Genomic DNA, 17906 nt, shown 5'->3' on the forward strand with positions numbered 1-17906 from the left:
CGGCACTCTCCGCATCGGCTTGCAGACGTGTTGTGGATCAGACCTGAGTCTGACGCTCACGCTCAGTCAAGCAGGCCACGGTCGTAGGCCATCGCCACCGCCTCGGCCCGCCGGCTGGCCCCGAGCTTGGCCATGATCCGTGACAGGTGCACGCTCACGGTCTTCTCGCTGATGTACAGCTCCTCGCCGACCTGCCGGTTCGTCTGCCCCATCGCCACCAGCCGGAGCACGGACTGCTCACGCGGAGTGAACAGATCGACCGTGTCCCGCGGCCCGGTGCCGTCTTCGGACAACACGAGCCGGGCCCGGCGGGCCAGCTGCACGAGGGCGTCCTGCAGCGGCTTGGCGCCCAGCTTGACGGCCACTTTGTTGGCCAGCCGGAGCTGCACGGCGGCCTCGTCGCGCCGGTCGGCGCCCAGCAGTGCCTCGGCGTAGCGCCAACGGGCGACTGCCTGGTCGTACACGGCGCCGTAGTCGGAGGCCTCGACGGCCGCCGCCCACCTGGCCGGATCGCTGGCGCCGTGCGACCTGGTCAGTTCGGCTTCGGCGCGGGCCAGCCAGAAACGGCCGTCCGGGCCGAGGTCGCCGGTACGCGGCGTACCGAGCTCCGCGGTCTGCCTGGCCACCTGGGCGAACCGTTCGCCCTCGGCGACGATTCCGGCGACGTCCTCACCCTTCACCTTGGCCCGGGCTGCCGCGTCGGCCGCGGCACAGGTACCCAGCGCACCCAGCTTGATCCCGACCGTGGGCCACGACCCGACGACGCGCACCACCCAGTCGAGAGCTTCGCTCACCCGGTGTGACGCCACGTCCGGCTTGCCGCGCCACAGCGCCAGCTCGGCGCCCGCGGTGCCGGAGATCAGCGCGATCTGCAGCTCACGCCACTCCGACCGCAGGCTGGTCAGCAGCCGTTCCGCGGCGGCGAACCGGCCCCGGCCGACCGCGATGTGCAGGTTGCACGCGGCCAGGCGTGCCGAGATCGTGCTCGACACCCGGCCACGCGGCTGCTCGAGCGGCTCGTCGGCCCCGTCCCAGTCACCGCTCGCGTACTGGTTGAGCATCTGCAGAACACGCAGTTCGACGCCGAAGTCGCTCCACGACAGGCCGGTCTCGCGAGCCAGCTCGATGCCGTCGGCCAACGCCGCGGCGGCCTCGTCGAACAGGCCCAGCTCGTAGCGGTTGAGGCCGTGGTAGAAGCGGGCCCGCAGGCCGACCGTGATCGCGTCCGCCTCCTTGGCCCGGTCCTTGGCCTCCAGCAGCAGGTGCTGGCTCTCCTCGATCTCGCCGTCCGACTCGCGGACGATGGCCAGGGTGGTCAACGCGTCCGCCTCGGCGCCCGTCGCACCGACCGCACGGGCGTCCTTGACCGCCAGCTCCGCCTGCTCCCGCGCCAGCGACATCTCGCCTTCGGCGCGCAACATCCGCGCGTACACGGCCAGCACCCACGCGCGGGTGTGGCTCGGCGGCAGTTCGGCGGCCTTCGCCCATGCCGACTCGATGACGGCGCGCGCTTCCTCCTCGCTGCCGTCGATCGCCATCAGGGTCTGCGCGAGCCTGCGGCGGACCTCGGCCTTCAGCTCCAGGTCGCTCTGCTTGTCGGCGAGTTTGACGGCCGAGCGCGCGTAGGCGATGGCCCGCTCCGGGTCGCCGGACGTGCCGGCCGCCCAGGAAGCCTTACGCAGCAAGGTCAACTCGTCGGTGCCGGCCGGACGTTCGTCCTCGGCGACGGAATCCCACAGCCGCAGCGCCTGTTCCAAGTGCCGCAAGGCTTCTCCTGGCGCGCCCAGCTGCGTGGCCTCTTTCGCGGCACGCACGGACGCGGCCAAGGCGTCGGACAGCGCATTGCTTTCCATGCTGTGGTAGGCGAAAGCGGCTGAGTTGCCGCGCTCGTCCTGGCGTTCCTTCAGATAACGCGCGTACGCGGCATGCAGGCGGACCCGTTCGCCGGGCAGCAGGTCGCCGTACACGGCCTCACGCATCAGAGCGTGCCGGAACGAGTAGTGCACCTGCTCGCCGCCGGTCACGAAGATGTGGTGCTGCACGGCCTCGCGCAGCGACTCCTCAAGCTGGATGTCGTCGACGGCGCCGACTTCGCGCAGCGTGCTGTGCTTCACCGTCCGCCCGGCGACCGAGGCCAGCCGGATCACCTGCTGGGCGGGCTCGCTCAGCCGTTCCACCCTGGCCAGCAGCACGTCGGCGAGCGACGCCGGGATACCGCACTCGTCCTCGGCGAACGCGGCCAGCAGCTCCTCGGCGAAGAAGGCGTTGCCCTCGGACTGTTCGGCGACCTTGCGGACCATCTCGTCCTCGACCCGGCCCTCGGCCAGTGCCTCGACGAACTGACGTGCGGCGGCCTTGTCGAACGGCGGCAGCTCCAGCCGTTCCACCGCGGGCAGCCGGACCAGCTCCGCCAATAACGGGCGCAGCGGGTGCCTGCGGTGCAGGTCGTCCGTCCGATAGGTACACACGACGAGCAGCCGCTGCGAACGCAGCCTGCTCAACAGGAACGACAACAGCCCGCGGGTCGAGCTGTCCGCCCAGTGCAGGTCCTCGATCACCAGCACGACAGTGCTGTCGCCGGCCAGTTCGCTCAGCAGCCCGTGCACCGCGTCGAAGAGTTGCAACTGCCCGATGTCCTGCTCGCGCCGCGGCGGCATGCCCTGCACCTTGCCGATCGTCGGCGCGAAGTTCGGCACGAACCGTTGCGGTTCGAGCACCTGGTCGTGCGCGCCGGACAGCACGAGGTCCGGCAGCAGCATCCCCAGCGCCGGCCTGGCCAGCACGTCGTCCCGGCCCAGTCCGCGCAGTTGCGTGAGCGCTTCGGCGAACGGCAGGTAAGGCAGGCCGGTCTCGCCGAAGTCGACGCAACGCCCCGACAGCACGATCGCGCCCTCGTCGGTCGCGACCGTGCTGATCTCCTCGACCATGCGTGTCTTACCGATACCGGCGTCCCCGGCGATCAGCACCGCGCCGGCCGTACCCCCAGCGGAACGGCCGAGGGCCGCGCGCAACCGGTCCATCTCCCGGCTGCGTGCGACCAACGGTATTCCTGATCCCAACCTCGGCACGTCAGGCATAGTGACACACCTCAGGCCGCGCGGCGTTCACCATTTCCGTCGTCGGCCCTGTGTACTCGCAGCCGCTGCCACCAGCGTGGCGGCTGCGCCCTGCGCGCCTCACGCAGATGCTGACGAGCGACCGCGTCGCCCTGCCGGTACGCGACCTCCGCGTGCACGGCCTCCGGGGTCCATTCCATCTCACTCACCTCGTTGTCTCGCGTTTCGGTGATGATGAGATTCGTCGTAAGGGCCCGGCGCGGACATCGGGTGAACAACCACCGTTACGGCCACGACTCCTTACCAGCCGGGGTAAGGGGGCGGCACAGCCGGGTAAGGGCCCCTCAGGCCCGGCGTTTCCCCAGCTCAAAGCTCGTGAGTGGTTAGCCGGGTTAGAACCCGTACAACCACTCACGACCAAGGACCTGCGCTCCCGCTGGGTGACTAATCCTTTGTGGTGGCGAGGAACGCCGTCCACACCGCCGATTCGAACCGCAGCACGCCCGCTTCCGGGTTCTTGGAGTCGCGCACTCTCGCCTCGGTGTGTGCCAAGGCGATTTCGACACAGTCGTTGCCGGCACCACTGTGGCTGCTCTTTCGCCACACCGTGCCGGCCGGTTCGGAAACAGTCAAAGTTTCACTCCTCTCGTTGACGGGACAACCTTTCGGCCATCCGAGAGACCAAATGCACGCTGTCGTCCGGGCTTGCCGCGGACGCTCGCAAATGGTCGAACATCAAGGTATACCGTTGCACGTCGGCCTGCTCCTCCAAATAGACACCACCGGTTGTGGTGTCCACATAGACGACATCAGGGTCCGCCTGTTCAGGAAAACCAAGGATGAGAAAGGGACCCTCCATACTGGAGTGCGCGCCGGCGTCGAACGGGACCACCTGCAGTGTGACGTTCGTCAGCGTCGAGATTTCACACAATCGAAGCAACTGTTCGTGCATGACGCGCGGCCCGCCGACGGTCCGGTGCAGCACGGCCTCTTCGATGATCGCCCAGTACGCGGTCGGTTCCGGGGCGGTCAGCAGCCGCTGCCGTTCCACCCGCGCGCCGACCCGGCGATCCACTTCGGCCTCTGTCCAGTCCGGCCGGATCGAGCGCATCACCGCGCGGATGTAGTCCTCGGTCTGCAACAGCCCGGGAACGAGCAATGCCTGAAAAGCGCGCAGGGACGACGCCTCGGACTCCAGGCCGACGAACGCGCCGGTGAAAACCTCGTTATAGGCGTGCCACCAGCCCTTTTTGCGGGCCTCACGCGCCAGTTGGACAAGCGCTTCGCGATGATCCGGTGAAACCTCGTACAGTTCGAGCAAATCCCGCGCGTCGCGGGGTGCCACGCCGACCTGACCGGTTTCGATCCGGCTGATCTTCGACGCGGAGCACTCCAGTTTCTCGCCGACCTCCTCGATTGTCAGCCTCGCGGCCTCACGCAGCCTACGCAGTTCGCTGGCCAACCTGCGCCGCCGGACAGTGGGGCTTTGCCCTCGTGCCATCTGCAACTCCCGGGTACGTCACCCATTCGTGTACTGCAACTTGCAGAATGCGGATTGCAGCCGCAAGCTACTTCCTACCGCTTGCCAGTAGCAGTCGAAGGTCCGGACGGGACGCAGAGGGACGTGGTGACGCGTGGTCGTCGTGAACAACTCAATTTTCGGCCACCTGGAGTCCTCACTGAACGGCTATCTGGCTGATCTCACCCAGCGAGGGGAGTCAGCCGCCCCAGCGGCGGCGACGAGGATCGCGAACCACGAGTTGCCCCGCGTTGTCGCCGCCTTGCAGGCAGTGCTCGGCGAACACCGGCCAGACGAACAAGGCCGCTGCCCCACGTGCCGCAGACGCCTGTTCGGCCGCGCGCCCGCACCCTGCCGGGCCTACCTGGCGGCGCACCTGTGCCTGCTGGTCACCGAGGACGACCAGCCCCACAACAGCGACACACCCCAGCTCGGCGCCTGCTGAGCCCCCAGACGAACCGGCACGCCCGGTTCGGCCGGACCGCACGGTCCCTCCCCCGGCCAACTCCCCTTCCCTACGGCCGACCTCCCGTGCCGTCCGGTACCCCTCCCCAGCGGGACCGGGATTTTCGCGCCCCCCGACTGAAGCCCGGTCCCGCTGGTCTCCCCCGCACGGTCCACAGTGACCTTCCCGGTCGGCATCCCTCTTCGCGGACCCGGGGCCCGTCGACGAGAACCGCGCAACGGCGGGTCCACCCGCCACGGACGTGTGGTCACGCGATCTCGTGAACGGATCTTGGCGCATACCATCTCACCTGCTGTCACCGACCCGGGTGTGATCAACTCGTCCGGATGAATTTTTTGCGTGGCAAGCGATCTGCCGCCATCATGGAGTTCGAGCGGGACGGTACAAAAAGGACTCTCCAGCCGTTCCCGCGTCCAGTGCCGACACAGGTCGTGCCGACACGGAGGTTCGCATGATGGCCGGTTCCGGTGTGCAGCGACGGGTGCCGCGAGGCCCCTTCCGTCCCCGTGGTGGTTTCGGGCGGGCTCAGCGCGCCCTGGTGGACCAGCCCCGGTTACCCGGCTGACGGTCCGTCGCACGCAACCCCCGGATTCACCGGAATCCCGGGTGTTCCCGCCTCCGCAAGGAAAGAACCGATGTCCCGCGTCTCAACCGTGCTCAAACACGATCTGCCCGCGTCCTTCGTCGTCTTCCTGATCAGCATCCCGTTGTCGCTCGGCATCGCCGCCGCCTCCGGCGCGCCGCTGATCGCCGGCCTGGTCGCCGCCGTCGTCGGCGGTGTCGTGGTCGGATCGCTCGGCGGTTCGGCACTCCAGGTCAGCGGCCCGGCCGCGGGCATGATCGTCATCGTGGCGGGCTTGATCGACCAGTTCGGCTGGGCGGCCACCGCCGCCATCACCGTCGCGGCCGGAGTCGTCCAGATCCTGTTGGGGATCACCAAGGTCGGCAGGCTCGCGCTGTCGCTGTCCCCCGCGGTGGTGCACGGCATGCTGTCGGGCATCGGCGTGACCATCGTGGTCGGTCAACTGCACGTCGTCCTCGGCGGCACGGCCGACGGGAACATCCTGACCAATCTCGTCCAGTTGCCGGCACGGGTTCCGGTGTGGGGTGCCCTGCTCATCGGCGTGATCACGATCCTGACGATGGTGCTGTGGCCCAAAATCCCGCGGAGCGGCATGGTTCCCGCGCCCCTTGTCGCGGTGACGGTGGCGACCGGTGTGGCGATCGTGACGCAGCTGGACATCGCGACCGTGCATCTGCCCGACAACCCGTTGGACGGCCTGGCCTTGCCGCAGATGCCGGGCGGCGGGGCGTTCGCGATCGGGCTCGCGGTCGTCACGGTCGCGCTCGTCGCCAGCGTGGAGTCGCTGCTTTCCGCGGTCGCGGTGGACAAGATGCACAACGGCCCACGGGCTGATCTGGACCGGGAACTCGTCGGCCAGGGCGCCGCGAACGCCGTTTCCGGTGCGCTCGGCGGTCTTCCGGTGACCGGGGTGATCGTGCGCAGCTCCACGAACGTCGCGGCGGGCGCACGCACCCGCGCGTCGGCCATCCTGCACGGCGTGTGGATCGCGCTGTTCGTGCTTTTCCTGGCTCAGGTCCTGCAACTCATCCCGATGGCCGCGTTGGCGGGTGTGCTGATCGTGATCGGCGCACGCCTCGTCCACGCCGGTCACCTGAAGGATCTGCGGTTGCACGGCGAACTCGCGGTGTACGCGGTGACCGTGCTCGGCGTGATCGTGCTTGGCTTGCTGGAAGGCGTCGCCCTTGGCGTCGCGGTGGCCGTTGTCCGTGCGCTGTACCGGTTGGCGCACACGTCTGTGCGGGTCCGGGAAGGCGAGGACCACTGGTGCGTGGACGTCGGCGGTTCCCTCGTCTTCGTCGGAGTCGGCAAACTGGTCCGCGAACTGCGGCGGATCCCGGACGGCGGGAAAGTGGTCCTGCAACTGGACATCGACTTCATCGACCACGCCGCGTTCGAGGCGATCGACGGCTGGCGCGGCGGTTACGAGAGCCGCGGCGGCCACGTCGAGGTGCTGGAGAAGAACACCTGGTACGGCCGGGCACGGGACGGCAAACCGGGGCTGCGCAAGACGATCCCGTGGGTCGGTCGCTGGACCGACTGGGAGCGCAGGACTTTCCGGATGCCGGAGCCGCGGGAGCCGGTGCTCGACGGCGCGCTGGAGTTCGAAAGGATGGCGTCACACCTGGTCCGCCCGTGCCTCGCCGAACTGGCGCGCCAGGGTCAACGTCCCGAGCAGTTGTTCATCACGTGCGCGGACTCGCGGGTGCTGCCGAACCTGATCATGTCGAGCGGCCCGGGTGAGCAGTTCTGCGTCCGGAACGTCGGCAACCTCGTCCCGGTCCACCTGGAGTCCGAAGAGGACAGTTCGGTCGGCGCCGCGATCGAGTTCGCGGTCGACGTGCTGAACGTGCCCACCATCGTCGTCTGTGGACACTCACACTGCGGCGCCATGAAGGCGTTGCTGGGCAACACGGCCGAACCCGGAACCCGGCTGCGTTCGTGGCTGCGCAACGCCGCGTCCAGCCTGGCCCGGGTCGACGGGACGGACGACGTGGACCTGCTGGCGGCGGCCAATGTCGCGCAGCAGCTGGACAACCTGCGCACGTACCCCACGGTCCGGAAGGCCGAGGACCAGGGCAGGCTGCGGCTGGTCGGGATGTACTTCGACCTGACCGAGGCCCGCGTCTACCTGGTCGACCCGGACGACTACCGCCTCGTCCAACTCGAATCCCAGCACTGAAAACCCTCGTGAGTGGTTATCAGGGTTAGAACCCCGATAACCACTCACGAGGGGGTCAGGCGTCGATTTCGGTGCGGTCGGCGCCCCAGAGGGTGTGGAAGGCGCCGTCCTTGTCGACCCGGCGGTAGGTGTGCGCGCCGAAGAAGTCACGCAGGCCCTGGATGAGCGCGGCAGGCAGGCGCTCGGACCGCAGAGCGTCGTAGTACGCCAGGGCGCTGGAGAATCCAGGCACCGGAACACCAGCGGCCACGGCCGTGGTCACGACGCGACGCCACGCGTCGACGGCGTTCTCCACCGCGGACCGGAAGTAGTCGTCCGCGAGGAGGGACGGCAGATCCGGCGTCTTCTCGTACGCCTCACGGATGCGGTTGAGGAACACCGCGCGGATGATGCAGCCGCCGCGCCAGATGGTCGCCATCGCACCGAGATCGATGTCCCAGTCGTACTGCTCGCTCGCGGCGCGGATCTGGTCGAAGCCCTGCGCGTACGCGACGACCTTCGACGCGTACAGAGCCGCGCGCACGTCATCGACCAACGTGTCCGGCACCTGCACGGGAGCGTCCGAAGTGGACGTCAACGCGGAGCGCTGGTCGACACGGGCCGACAGCGACCGCGCGAACACGGCCTCGGCGATGCCGGTGACAGGGATGCCGAGTTCGAGGGCCTCCTGCACGGTCCAGCGGCCGGTGCCCTTCTGCTCGGCCTGGTCGGCGATGACGTCCACGAACGGCTTGCCGGTCGCCGCGTCCACGTGCCCGAGCACCTCGGCGGTGATCTCGACCAGGTAGGACTCCAGGTCGCCGGAGTTCCACGTGCGGAACACGTCGGCGATCCGCGCGGGCTCCATGCCGCCCGCACGGCGCAGCAGGTCGTACGACTCCGCGATCAGCTGCATGTCGGCGTACTCGATGCCGTTGTGCACCATCTTCACGAAGTGCCCGGCGCCGTCCGGTCCGACGTGCACGCAGCACGGCTCGCCGTCCACCTTCGCCGAGATCGCCTCGAGCACCGGGCCGAGGTGCTTGTAGGACTCCGCGGACCCGCCCGGCATGATGCTCGGGCCGTTCAGCGCGCCTTCCTCACCGCCGGAGATACCGGTGCCGACGAAGTGCAGGCCACGCTCCTTCAGCGCCGCCTCCCGGCGGCGGGTGTCGGCGAAGTGCGCGTTGCCGCCGTCGATGATCATGTCGCCCGGTTCCATCAGGTCGGCGAGCTCGTCGATCACCGCGTCGGCCGGGCCGCCCGCCTTGACCATGATGATCACCTGACGGGGCCGCTGCAGGGACGCGACCAACTCGGCCGCGGTCTCGGCCGGGACGAACTCGCCCTCGTGGCCGTGCTGCTCGACGAGCGCCTTGGTGCGGGCATACGAGCGGTTGTGCACCGCCACCTTGAAGCCGTGCCTGGCGAGGTTCCGCGCCAGGTTGCTGCCCATCGTCGCGAGGCCGGTCACCGCGATGCGGGCCTTGCCTTCCGTGCTGTTCACCATGTCTACCAGCCTGCCGTATCAGCCCGTCCAGGGCTCGCGGGATATGTACTCTGCAAAAAATCAGTCCCGGACGCGCAGCAGACCCTCCTGCACGACCGTCGCGATCAGCGTGCCGTCCTGGGCGAAGAACCGGCCGGTGGCCAGGCCGCGTCCGCCTGAGGCGCTCGGCGACTCGCAGTCGTAGAGGAACCACTCGTCCGCCCTGAATGGACGGTGGAACCACATCGCGTGGTCGAGGCTCGCGCCGATCACGTTGTCCAGCCACCAGTACTTGCCGTGCCGCGCGAGCGGGGCGTCCAGCAACGTCATGTCCGACGCGTACGCCAGCACGCAGACGTGCAGCAGCGGATCGTCGGCGAGTTTGCCGTCCGCCCGCATCCACACCTGGTTACGACCGATACGCGGACCCTTGTCGCGCGACAGCCATGGAGGCTCGGTGACGTAACGGATGTCGATCGGCCGCGGGATCGACTTCATCGGGTCGAGCCTGCCCTTGGCCGCCTCGACCTGGTCGAAGTACGTCGGCAGCTCGTCCGGTCCCGGCACCTCGGGCATCACGTCGGCGTGCTCGAGCCCTTTCTCGATCAGCTGGAACGAGGCGGACAGCGAGAAGATCGCCTTGCCACGCTGGACCGCGACCACCCGCCGGGTGGTGAACGACCGGCCGTCGCGGATCCTGTCCACTTCGTACACGATCGGAATGCTCGGGTCGCCGGGCCTGATGAAGTACGCGTGCAACGAATGCACGTGCCGCTCCGCCGGGACCGTACGGCCCGCGGCGATCAGCGCCTGCGCGGCGACCTGCCCGCCGAACACCCGGATCGGGCGGTCGGCGGGACTGACGCCGCGAAAGATGTTCTCCTCGATGACTTCGAGGTCCAGCAGGGCGACCAGCCTGTTCAGGACAGGCTGACCCGCCGCGCCGGCCTGGCCTGGATCCGCCGCCGCGGCCCGCGCGACCTCTGTCATCAGGACTCCCTACGCGTGGTCTTCTTCCCCCAACCGGTGTACCCGGATGAGGTTAGTGGACCCCACGGTCCCCGGCGGGGAACCTGCGACGATCACCACGAGATCGCCCGGCTGGTAGCGGCCGATCGACAGCATCGAGATGTCCACCTGGCGCACCATCTGGTCGGTCGAGTCCACCCGCGGCACCAGGAAGGTCTCGGTGCCCCACGTCAGCGCCAGCTGGCTACGCACTTCCTGCTCCGGCGTGAACGCCAGCAACGGCAGGTGCGTGTGCAGCCGGGCCAGGCGGCGCACGGTGTCGCCGGACTGCGTGAACGCGACCAGCGCCTTGGCGTTGAGGCGCTCACCGATGTCGCGGGCCGCGTAGGACAGGACACCACGCTTGGTGCGCGGCACGTGCGTCAACGGCGGCACGGCCGTCGACTCGCTCTCCACGGCCTCGACGATGCGACCCATCGTCTTGACGGACTCGATCGGGTAGCGGCCCACGCTCGTCTCACCGGACAGCATCACCGCGTCGGCGCCGTCCAGCACGGCGTTGGCGACGTCGGACGCCTCCGCCCGGGTCGGCCGGGAGTTGCTGATCATCGAGTCGAGCATCTGGGTGGCGACGATGACCGGCTTGGCGTTCTCACGGGCGATCTGGATGGCACGCTTCTGCACCAGCGGCACCTGCTCGAGCGGCAGCTCCACGCCCAGGTCACCGCGGGCGACCATGATCCCGTCGAAGGCGAGCACGATCGCCTCGAGGTTGTCGACCGCCTCCGGCTTCTCCAGCTTGGCGATCACCGGCAGCCTGCCCCGGCCGACCCGGTCCATCACCTGGTGCACCAGGTCGATGTCGGCGGGCGACCGGACGAACGAGAGCGCCACGAAGTCCACGCCGAGCGACAGCGCGAACTCCAGGTCCTCGATGTCCTTCTGCGACATGGCCGGCACGGACACGTCCATGCCCGGCAGGGAGATGCCCTTGTTGTTGCTGACCGGGCCGCCCTCGGTGACCTCGCAGACGACGTCCTGGTTCTCCACTTCCCTGACCACCAGTCCGACCTTGCCGTCGTCGACGAGCAGCCGGTCGCCGGCCTTGGCGTCCCGCGCCAGGCCGTCGTACGTGGTGGAGACGCGGTCATGGGTTCCGACGATGTCCTCAACGGTGATCCGGACGATGTCCCCGGTCCGCCACTCGACCGGTCCGCTGGCGAACGTGCCCAGCCGGATCTTCGGTCCCTGCAGGTCAGCCATGATTCCGACGGCGTGTCCCGTCTCGTCGGATGCGGCCCGGACCACGTCGTACACCTGCTTGTGGTCACTGTGGCTGCCGTGGCTGAAATTCATTCTCGCCACGTCCATACCCGCCTCGACCAGTTCGAGGACTTTTTCCGGGGTCGAGGTGGCTGGCCCCAGGGTACAGACGATCTTCGCGCGTCGGCTCACGTTCGTGCAGCCTAGCCCCTTCATCTGAACCGATGCGGAACTACCACCGGGTAATTTGTGAACGCCCCGGCCAGAGCCGGTTTTTCCACGCACGGCCACGGGGATTTTCCGCATCGTGGCAGGATCGTGCCACCTCAGGGCGCGTTCGGCGGGGCCCCGCGCTCGGCCGGGACCGGTGGCTTCTCCGGCGAGGTGACCCGGACGAGGTAGCCCCACGCGCCGTCGCGGTCGGCGAGGCGGGCCTCGGCGTCGTCCCGTGGTTCGCGGATCGCCCACCCGCGCGGCCAGATCGACAGGCTGCGGTCGACGTCCACCCGGACCCGGCCGCCGTCGAGCATCGCGGTGGTGGCGAACCAGGACTCGGTGAAGTCGACGTTCCCGCCGAACCGGGCGGCCCGCAGGTCGGCGTTGCGGGTGAAGTAGGCGCCCCGGAAGCTGCAGTGCGCCGCGAAGTACGCGCCGAGCGCCTCGACGTGCGCGCTGAAGCGGACGCCGTTGAAGGTCGCGTCCTTGGAGAAGGTCGACCCGCTGAAGTCCGCCTCGGCGGCGAACCAAGCACCGGCGAACTCGCAGCGCCCGACGAACATGACGGTGCGGAAACCGGCAGGCGCGCTGAACGCGGCCTGCGAGAAGTCGGCCATGCCCGCGAAGACGGCCTTGGCGAACAGCGCCTCGCCGTTGACCTTCATGCCGCCGAAGTCGGTGTCACCGGCGAACCCGGCGCCGCTGAAGTCGGCCCGGCCTGCGAACCAGGCGTTGCGGAACTCGGCGCGGCGGCTGACGAACCGGGCGTTGCCGAACCGGGCGTCCCCGGCGACCTGGGTGCCGGCGAACGAGATCTCGCCGGCGAAGTGCGCGCGGTCGAACGTGGCCAGCCGCAGCCGGCAGTTCGCCAGCACGAAGTCGATCAGGGTCGCGCCGGACAGGTCGATGTCGACGTCCGGCCAGAACAGGTTCGGCTCGGACGGCCGCAGATGGGCGGCCAGGATTCGCTGCGCGGCCACACGGACGCCACGTTCGGCCACGTCACCGATGGTGTCCCCGGCCTGTTCAGGCGGCGCGTACGGCATCCGTAGGTACGAACAGATCACGTTCACGACGGTCTGGCGGTAGGCGGGATCGACCTGCGCGAGCCGTTCCAGCGCGTACAGGCCGGCCAGGCGGACCGGTGCCTTGTCAGAACCGAGCTGGTCGGCCGCACGGGCGTACGCGTCGGAGCCACGACGTTCGGTGACGTCGGATTCGTGAGCGGCCGCGGACCGCGCCAGCCGCCAGACGTGCCAGGCGGCGATCATGAGCGCGACCGCGAGCCCGGCCAACAGACCCAGGTACACCGCTGTGCGCACCGAATCCAATGACGGGCTGCCGGTCAGCAGGAAGATCACGACGGCTGTCGCGGTAACGCCGAACACCGGCGCAACGACGACCGCCGCCACACGCCACCAGGACCACGGGGTGCGTTCCATGCACGTGATGGTGTCGTAACTGGCCGTCATTCACCACATCGGGTGCACCCGTCAGGCCGAACGGGTGCTGACGCCGACGTGGTCGCGGGCCCATTCGTTGAGCCCCCGCACCTCGCGCCAGGCCTTGCGCACGCGGGTGAGGCACTCGCGTTCGTGCAGGAAATCGCCGGGTTCCCAGCTGCGGGCGGCGTACAGCGACTTGTGCTTGAGCAGTTCGATCCGCGGATGGCCGGCGTCGTAGCCCTTCGGTTTGGTCTTCAGCCGCTCGCCGAGGATCTCCCAGCCGGACCGGCGCAGCTTGGCGACCATCCGCTCGAACGCGGGCCCGTGCACCTCCTCGGCGACGGCCGCGCGGAACCGCGCGATCTGGTCGGCCTCGAGGTGGAAGCAGCCGCCGCCGACCCGCAGCCCGTCCGGGCCGATCTCGACGTAGTAGGCACCGCCGCCGCGCCCCTGCTCGATCACGCCGCCGCAGTGCGTCTTGTACGGCGTCTTGTCCTTGGCGAAGCGCACGTCCCGGTACGGGCGGAAGACCTTGGCCGAGCCGAAGTCCGTCCCGAACTCGGCCGAGAGCTCGGTGAGCAGGGCCTCCATCGGCGCCCGCACGTCGCCGTCGTAGATGTGGCGGTTGTCTTCCCAGTACGCCTTGGTGTTGTCGGCCACGAGACCGTCGTAGAAGTCGATGGCGTGCTCGCCGAAACCCGTGAACTTCACCCGACGAAGGGTAGTTCGGCGGTGATCGGCGCAACGGCGCGGTGTCCGGAGCTGGTGCGGGGCCGCGCCCGCGGATTGGACACAACGCCACGCGCGTATAGGATTCGGTGGTAACGGCCATCCATTGGTTCGACGTTCTTCCCGCGGACCTCCGGGAGTCCAGGTGCGGCTGAGCGGCCTGTCGTTGTCCGAATCCCTGTTCTTCCTGGGACACGACCCGTTCACCGGCAAGGCGAGAATCCGCGGGCACGTGCTGGACATCGGCCTCGCGGCCGCGGCGCTGGCGGATCTGCTGTGCGACGAAAGGCTCACGCTCGACCGCGGCACGGTGGTGCCGGTCAGTCGTTACGCCACCGGGGAACCGATCGCCGACCGGATGCTGGAACGGGTCATCGCCGAACCGGAGCGGTACGGTGTCCGCGACTGGGTGGAACACCTGGCCGAATCGATCTTCGACATCGTCGTCGAGAATCTCACTGTCCGGGAACTGGTGATCCCGCAGGAGAAGCGCGGGATGTTCCGGCATTCCCTGCACTACCAGCCCGCTGATCTCCGGATCGCCTCCACGCCGCGCGCCGCGATCAGATCGGCCATGCTCGGCAGGACCGAGTGCGATCTTCCCGTGGCCACACTCGCGCTGATCGCGTGGACGATCGGACTGGACAAGGTGTGCGCGCCCGAATCGCTGACGGAATGGGTAGAACGGGCGAAAGAGGTGATCGTCGCGCCCTTCGACGGATTGATCGCAGGCACCGGCGCGGCGGTCCACGGCGGGAATCGCAGGTGAGACCTCAGTCGCTCATGGCACGCAACGCCTCTGTTCGCAACACGCCGAGTCGTTGCCGGTCACGGGAAACGAAGACCGCGTTGGACAGCACGACGACGAACCTGCCCGTGGCAGGCGAGACGTACAGGCTGGTCCCGGTGAAGCCGTGGTGGTAGGCCACACCGGTCTCCGGCACGACGATCCACCCAAGGCCGCGTCGTGTCAGGCCGTCCGTCGCGTGCACGGTGAAGCTGTCCCGTACGTACGCGCCGAGCGGCGTCTGCGCACTGGACGTTTCCATGACACCACGGGCGAATCGGGCAAGGTCGTGCGCGGTGGAGAACACCCCGGCATGCCCGGCCACGCCGCCCATCAGCGCGGCGCTTTCGTCGTGCACCACGCCCCACGCCGGTCTGGCGCCGACCAGCCTGCGTTCGGTCGGCGCGACGTCGGCGCCCGGGGCGAGCGGCCCGTACGTGGTGCGGTCCATGCCCCAGGGCAGCCAGAACCATTCCCGGGCAAGCACGTCCAACCCACGGCCGAGGACGCGTTCGAGGGCGAGGCCCAGCAGGATGAAGCCGCGGTTGATGTAACGGAGCCGCTCGCCGGGCTGGGCCTCCAGGTCCTCGCCGAGGATGAGTTCGGCGAGGTCGACGCCGCGGCCGAGGTACTGGTCGAACCTCGTCGTCGAGCGCAACCCGGTGGTGTGGCTGAGGATCTGGCGGGCGGTGACGGCCGATCCCGGGCCGGTCAACGGACCCAGGTAACTGCTCACCGGCTTGTCGAGGTTCAGGTCACCGTCTTCGACCGCTCGCCCGGCCAGCACCCACGTGACCATGATCTTGGTCAACGAGGCCACGTCGTAGCGGGTGGAAACCGTCGGCGGCACCTCGGCGAAACCCGTCGCGACCATACCGGCCGACACCACGCGCATGTCCTCGGCGGTGCCTGACACCGCGATCGCGCCGGGAGCGGCCCCGTCGGCGACGAAGTGCGAGATGGCCCGGTCCAGGCGTTCCGCGCTCGTCGCCAGCCAGCCGCCGGTCACCTTCTGATGTCCACTTCGGACACAACCAGCTCGATGGACACGCTCCGACTGTAGCGCGGATCGGGTAGCTTGGCCGGTATGGGAGGGATTACCACGGTCCTGTTGGACGTCGGCGGCATCTTGCTGCTCCCGTCGGCCGACGTCATGCGGGCCGCGATAGGCCATTCGGGGATAGAGCCGACCGACGAGCAGTTACGCCGTGCGCACTACGCGGCGACCGCGGCGACGGACGCCAAAACCGGCACGGACGAGGACGTGTACCGGCGGGCATTCGCGGCCTCCTGCGGCGTTCCGGCCGAGTTCGAGGCGGCGGTGTGCGAACTGTTCACCCAGAGTTTCACCGGACACACCTGGCAACGTGTCGCGCCCGGCGCGAAGGCCGGGATCGAACGGCTGCTCGCCGAGGGATTCCGGGTCGGAATCGTGTCCAACTCGGTGGGCACAGTCGCGCGGATGCTTGCCACGGCGGGGGTCTGTCAGGTGGGCGCCGGGCCGTACGCCCCGGTGGAGGTGATCATCGACTCGGCGATCGTGGGTGCCCGCAAACCGGACCCCCGGATCTTCGGCTTCGCGCTGACCGAAATGGGCGTCGACGCCAGTGAGACGGCCTACCTCGGCGACACCGCGCGAGCCGATGTGGACGGCGCACGGCTCGCCGGGCTGCGGCCGATCCATTTCGACCCGTACGGCGACTGCCCGGACCTGGCCGGCGACCACGAGCACCTGGACCGGTTCGACCGGCTGGCCGACCTGCTCAGGAGCTGATCACTCCCCGTCCGGCAGCTGGTTCAGGGCAGCCGCGGCCCGCTCGACGTCGGCGGTCAGTGACCGGTCCGCCATCCGCGGGTCGAGGATTCCGGCCATGTGCTCGTAGGCCTCACGAACCGGGACGTCGACCAGATCGGCCGCACGCATCCGCAACGCGCGCACCGCCGCCACCAGTTCGCAGCCGAGCACGATCCGGTAGGCGTCGGCGACCTGCCCGGCCTGGCGAGCGGCTTGCGTGGAGAACGACGCGTGGTCCTCCAGCCCACGGGAGACCACCGCACTGCCCAGCGTGACCGGCAGGGCCGCCTGCCGGAGCTGGGCGAGGGCGTCATGGGCGACGTACTCGAGGATCATCACGCCGGAACTGCCCGGCGGGCCGTAGGCCAGGAACGCGGGCAGGCCGGTTTCGTCCGGCTCGACCAGATCTCCCAGCCGTGCCGCGGAAAGCTCGGCGACGTGGTGGACCGTCGCCCGCGCGGTGTCGAGCGCGACCGCGACGTACGCCGTGTGGAAATGAGCGTTGTGGTAGACGTCGTTGTCCTGCACCGAGATCATCGGGTTCTCGGTGGACGCGTTGATCTCGGTCGTCAGCACCTTTTCCAAGTACCGCACCGCTTCCAGCGCGGGACCCTGCACCTGCGGGAAGGCCCGCAACCCGTAGGGGTCCTGGACCCGCCTGCCGGGTTTCGGGACCTCGGTCATGCCCAGCAGCCGCCGCATCTCGGCGGCGCACTCGACCTGTCCCGGATGCGGTTTGGCTTCGTGCACAGTGGACGCGTAGGGCTCAGGCGAGCCACCTAAAGCGATGTACGACAAGGCAGCCACGACATGGCTGGCACGCAACAACTGTCGCAGCTCGACAGTGACCATGACGGCCTCAGCCAGGGTCGCGGCGTTGCTGCTGAGGAAACCCAGCGCCTCGCCGACGCCGAACTCGACCGGAGCCAGTCCGCCTGTGGCCCAGGGCTTCTCGCCGACCAACGTGAGCGCGGTCTCGGCCAGCGCCGTCAGGTCACCGGTGCCGATCGCGCCGATCCGGTGGACGCCCGGCAGACTGTTGCTGTTCAACGCGTCCACGACCGCGAGCAACAACCGCGGATGCACACCCGATCGGCCGGCCGCCAACTGGTTGAGCCGGATCAGCAGCATGGCCCGGACCAGTCCCGGCGGCATCAGCTCGCCGACTCCGCCCGCGTGGCTGCGTATCAGCCGGAGACTGTCGTCGGCTGTTCCCTCGGTGATCACCGATTTGTTGGCGCCGACCCCGGTTGTCCTGCCGTAGACGGCACGCCGGGCGACCGCTTCGCGTTGCAGCTTCCACGCCGCTTCGGCGTCGTCCAGCGACGCGGGGTCCACACTGACCCGCGCGTCACCGGACGTGAACCGGACAACGTCGTCCAGCGACAAGGAAGCACCCGTGAGGACAATCTGAGCCATGCCCAGATT

The 17906-nt window shown here is 68.8% G+C and carries 15 protein-coding genes; 4 read left to right on the forward strand and 11 right to left on the reverse strand.

Annotated elements, in window-relative coordinates; translation table 11 throughout:
- Nucleotides 1-62: 62 nt before the first annotated feature.
- The 4 genes from GC106_RS03405 to GC106_RS03420 all read right to left on the reverse strand — a co-directional run bounded on the left by GC106_RS03405 (nt 63) and on the right by GC106_RS03420 (nt 4557).
- A complete protein-coding gene (locus GC106_RS03405) occupies nt 63-3077 on the reverse strand; it encodes a helix-turn-helix transcriptional regulator (RefSeq protein WP_173124175.1) in 3015 nt (1004 codons plus the stop codon).
- A gap of 11 nt (nt 3078-3088) precedes the next feature.
- On the reverse strand, nt 3089-3256 hold the full coding sequence (locus tag GC106_RS03410) for a hypothetical protein (protein WP_173124177.1): 168 nt from the start codon (nt 3254-3256) through the stop codon (nt 3089-3091).
- A gap of 244 nt (nt 3257-3500) precedes the next feature.
- Nucleotides 3501-3689: a DUF397 domain-containing protein gene (locus GC106_RS03415; protein WP_173124179.1), complete on the reverse strand. Its 189-nt coding sequence runs from the start codon at nt 3687-3689 to the stop codon at nt 3501-3503.
- A 4-nt stretch (nt 3690-3693) separates the two neighbouring features.
- A complete protein-coding gene (locus tag GC106_RS03420) occupies nt 3694-4557 on the reverse strand; it encodes a helix-turn-helix domain-containing protein (protein ID WP_173124181.1) in 864 nt (287 codons plus the stop codon).
- A gap of 142 nt (nt 4558-4699) precedes the next feature.
- On the opposite strand from GC106_RS03420, the gene GC106_RS03425 reads away from it, so the two are divergent.
- Nucleotides 4700-5020 (forward strand): hypothetical protein, encoded by a 321-nt coding sequence (locus GC106_RS03425; protein ID WP_173124183.1) that lies wholly within the window; start codon nt 4700-4702, stop codon nt 5018-5020.
- Between the two features lie 656 nt (nt 5021-5676).
- Complete coding sequence (locus tag GC106_RS03430; protein ID WP_173124185.1) at nt 5677-7806, forward strand: SulP family inorganic anion transporter; 2130 nt, start codon at nt 5677-5679, stop codon at nt 7804-7806.
- A gap of 55 nt (nt 7807-7861) precedes the next feature.
- Here the strand turns inward: GC106_RS03430 and gnd are convergent, their stop codons facing one another.
- The 5 genes from gnd to GC106_RS03455 all read right to left on the reverse strand — a co-directional run bounded on the left by gnd (nt 7862) and on the right by GC106_RS03455 (nt 13878).
- Nucleotides 7862-9295 carry an NADP-dependent phosphogluconate dehydrogenase gene (gene gnd, locus GC106_RS03435; protein WP_173124187.1) on the reverse strand — a complete coding sequence of 478 codons (1434 nt, stop codon included), beginning with the start codon at nt 9293-9295 and terminating at the stop codon, nt 7862-7864.
- A gap of 60 nt (nt 9296-9355) precedes the next feature.
- Nucleotides 9356-10264 (reverse strand): acyl-CoA thioesterase II, encoded by a 909-nt coding sequence (gene tesB, locus GC106_RS03440; protein WP_173124189.1) that lies wholly within the window; start codon nt 10262-10264, stop codon nt 9356-9358.
- Nucleotides 10265-10273: 9 nt separating this feature from the next.
- A complete protein-coding gene (gene pyk / locus GC106_RS03445) occupies nt 10274-11698 on the reverse strand; it encodes a pyruvate kinase (RefSeq protein WP_173124191.1) in 1425 nt (474 codons plus the stop codon).
- A gap of 134 nt (nt 11699-11832) precedes the next feature.
- Entirely contained in the window at nt 11833-13164 is a 1332-nt protein-coding gene (locus GC106_RS03450; protein ID WP_173124193.1) for a pentapeptide repeat-containing protein, read from the reverse strand.
- Between the two features lie 51 nt (nt 13165-13215).
- Complete coding sequence (locus GC106_RS03455) at nt 13216-13878, reverse strand: DUF2461 domain-containing protein (RefSeq protein ID WP_173124195.1); 663 nt, start codon at nt 13876-13878, stop codon at nt 13216-13218.
- Between the two features lie 163 nt (nt 13879-14041).
- On the opposite strand from GC106_RS03455, the gene GC106_RS03460 reads away from it, so the two are divergent.
- Nucleotides 14042-14665 (forward strand): GOLPH3/VPS74 family protein, encoded by a 624-nt coding sequence (locus GC106_RS03460; RefSeq protein WP_173124197.1) that lies wholly within the window; start codon nt 14042-14044, stop codon nt 14663-14665.
- Between the two features lie 4 nt (nt 14666-14669).
- Here the strand turns inward: GC106_RS03460 and GC106_RS03465 are convergent, their stop codons facing one another.
- A complete protein-coding gene (locus GC106_RS03465) occupies nt 14670-15692 on the reverse strand; it encodes a serine hydrolase domain-containing protein (protein ID WP_217279939.1) in 1023 nt (340 codons plus the stop codon).
- A gap of 78 nt (nt 15693-15770) precedes the next feature.
- On the opposite strand from GC106_RS03465, the gene GC106_RS03470 reads away from it, so the two are divergent.
- Nucleotides 15771-16457, forward strand: a complete 687-nt coding sequence (locus GC106_RS03470; RefSeq protein ID WP_217279940.1) for an HAD family hydrolase — start codon at nt 15771-15773, stop codon at nt 16455-16457.
- Here the strand turns inward: GC106_RS03470 and GC106_RS03475 are convergent, their stop codons facing one another.
- Nucleotides 16458-17897, reverse strand: a complete 1440-nt coding sequence (locus GC106_RS03475; RefSeq protein ID WP_173124203.1) for an aromatic amino acid ammonia-lyase — start codon at nt 17895-17897, stop codon at nt 16458-16460.
- Between the last annotated feature and the right edge of the window lie 9 nt (nt 17898-17906).

Origin of the sequence: Kibdelosporangium persicum, from assembly GCF_013280595.1 — a bacterium.
Classification (GTDB): Bacteria; Actinomycetota; Actinomycetes; order Mycobacteriales; family Pseudonocardiaceae; genus Kibdelosporangium; species Kibdelosporangium persicum.

Bases quoted from the DNA above. Each gene is read 5' to 3' on its own strand.
- gnd (WP_173124187.1), bottom strand. From the start codon at position 9,295: ATGGTGAACAGCACGGAAGGCAAGGCCCGCATCGCGGTGACCGGCCTC.
- GC106_RS03430 (WP_173124185.1), top strand. From the start codon at position 5,677: ATGTCCCGCGTCTCAACCGTGCTCAAACACGATCTGCCCGCGTCCTTC.
- GC106_RS03470 (WP_217279940.1), top strand. From the start codon at position 15,771: ATGGGAGGGATTACCACGGTCCTGTTGGACGTCGGCGGCATCTTGCTG.
- GC106_RS03475 (WP_173124203.1), bottom strand. From the start codon at position 17,897: ATGGCTCAGATTGTCCTCACGGGTGCTTCCTTGTCGCTGGACGACGTT.
- GC106_RS03405 (WP_173124175.1), bottom strand. From the start codon at position 3,077: ATGCCTGACGTGCCGAGGTTGGGATCAGGAATACCGTTGGTCGCACGC.
- GC106_RS03420 (WP_173124181.1), bottom strand. From the start codon at position 4,557: ATGGCACGAGGGCAAAGCCCCACTGTCCGGCGGCGCAGGTTGGCCAGC.
- GC106_RS03410 (WP_173124177.1), bottom strand. From the start codon at position 3,256: ATGGAATGGACCCCGGAGGCCGTGCACGCGGAGGTCGCGTACCGGCAG.
- tesB (WP_173124189.1), bottom strand. From the start codon at position 10,264: ATGACAGAGGTCGCGCGGGCCGCGGCGGCGGATCCAGGCCAGGCCGGC.
- GC106_RS03450 (WP_173124193.1), bottom strand. From the start codon at position 13,164: ATGGAACGCACCCCGTGGTCCTGGTGGCGTGTGGCGGCGGTCGTCGTT.